Below are 1,330 nucleotides of genomic sequence, written 5' to 3' on the forward strand. Positions count from 1 at the left end.
GGCCTGATCGCCCGCGGCCAGGCCGGCCTCGCCGCGGGCGATCAGGCCCAGGCTCGCCCCGCGCTCGGCGTACGCCCGGGCGACCGCCCGACCCACCCCGGCGCTCGCCCCGGTGATCATCACCCGCTGCGTCATCGGTCGTCCTTCTGCCGGGTCGCGATGTCCGAGAGCCGGTTCAGCGTCTCCTTGTTGCGCTGGTGCAGCACCAGGTCGTTGAGCTTGTTGCGCACCCAGCGCAGCGGCCCGGCGGCGAAGTCCTCGGCGATGCGGACCCGGGTGGCGCCCTGGCCGACCGGTTCCAGGGTGAAGACCACGATCGCCTCGCCGGCCGGCCAGAGCCCGGCCCGGATGACCAGCTTGTGCGGGGGTTCGCAGGCCAGCACGGTGGAGGAGTCCTGCAGGGAGAACGGCCACGGCCCGGCGCGGTGGTGCAACTGGCTGCCCACTCGGGGCCAGGCGTCGTCCACCTGCCGGACGTGGGCCGTGCCGACCACCCAGTCGCTGTACGTCCACCCGTCGGCGAGCACGTTGAAGACCTGCTGCGGGGGTGCGTCGATCACTTTCTCCACAATCGCCACCGCAACCCCATACCCCCGCCGAGTCGAGGCGTAACGGAGCCGCCGGGTTAGCTTCTCGGGGGCGGCGGGTAACGCCGCACCGGGCCGGTGGCAGCGGGGTGAGGGGCCGGCCGGAGACGCCCGGGCGCTGGCGGCGGTGGACGCGGCCCGCCGAAGATGATGTTTACTCCTCGGGGCGTCGGGAACCCGCCCGCCGTGCGACGGGACCACGAGCGGGATCAGTGCAGGTCAGCCCGGGTTGACCCGGGCGATGACCGGTTCCCGTCGGGCCTGTTCGACGCGGTGTTGCTCGACCGGGACGGCACGCTGATCGAGGACGTGCCCTACAACGGGGACCCGGAGAAGGTCCGCCCCTTCCCCGGCGTCCGCGAAGCCCTGGACCGGCTGCGGGCCGCCGGGCTCCGCCTCGCCGTGGTGACCAACCAGTCCGGCCTGGCCCGGGGCTACTTCACGGCCGAGCAGATGCGGGCGGTCCACCAGCGGGTGGAGGAACTGCTCGGCCCCTTCGACGACTGGCAGATCTGCCCGCACGACGACACCGACGGCTGCGCCTGCCGCAAGCCCGCCCCGGGAATGGTGCACGCCGCCGCCCGGGCGCTCGGCACCAGCCCCGGGCGCTGCGTCATGGTCGGCGACATCGGCCGGGACATGACCGCCGCGCTCGCCGCCGGCGCCACCGGCATCCTGGTGCCCACCCCGGTCACCCGGCCCGAGGAGGTCGACGCCGCGCCGGCCGTGGCCCGGGACCTGCC

2 protein-coding genes are annotated in these 1,330 nt (G+C 74.4%); one reads left to right on the plus strand and one right to left on the minus strand.

The annotated features are described in order from the left end of the window. Positions 1 to 131 precede the first annotated feature (131 nt). A complete protein-coding gene (locus DKL51_RS32735) occupies positions 132 to 569 on the minus strand; it encodes an SRPBCC family protein (protein WP_311768101.1) in 438 nt (145 codons plus the stop codon). A gap of 204 nt (positions 570 to 773) precedes the next feature. Here DKL51_RS32735 and DKL51_RS32740 point away from each other — a divergent pair. Then, positions 774 to 1,330: D-glycero-alpha-D-manno-heptose-1,7-bisphosphate 7-phosphatase (locus tag DKL51_RS32740; protein WP_438819691.1), on the plus strand; the 557-nt coding region annotated here is incomplete at its 3' end.

It is taken from the genome of Micromonospora globispora, from assembly GCF_003857015.1.
Lineage (GTDB): Bacteria > Actinomycetota > Actinomycetes > Mycobacteriales > Micromonosporaceae > Micromonospora > Micromonospora globispora.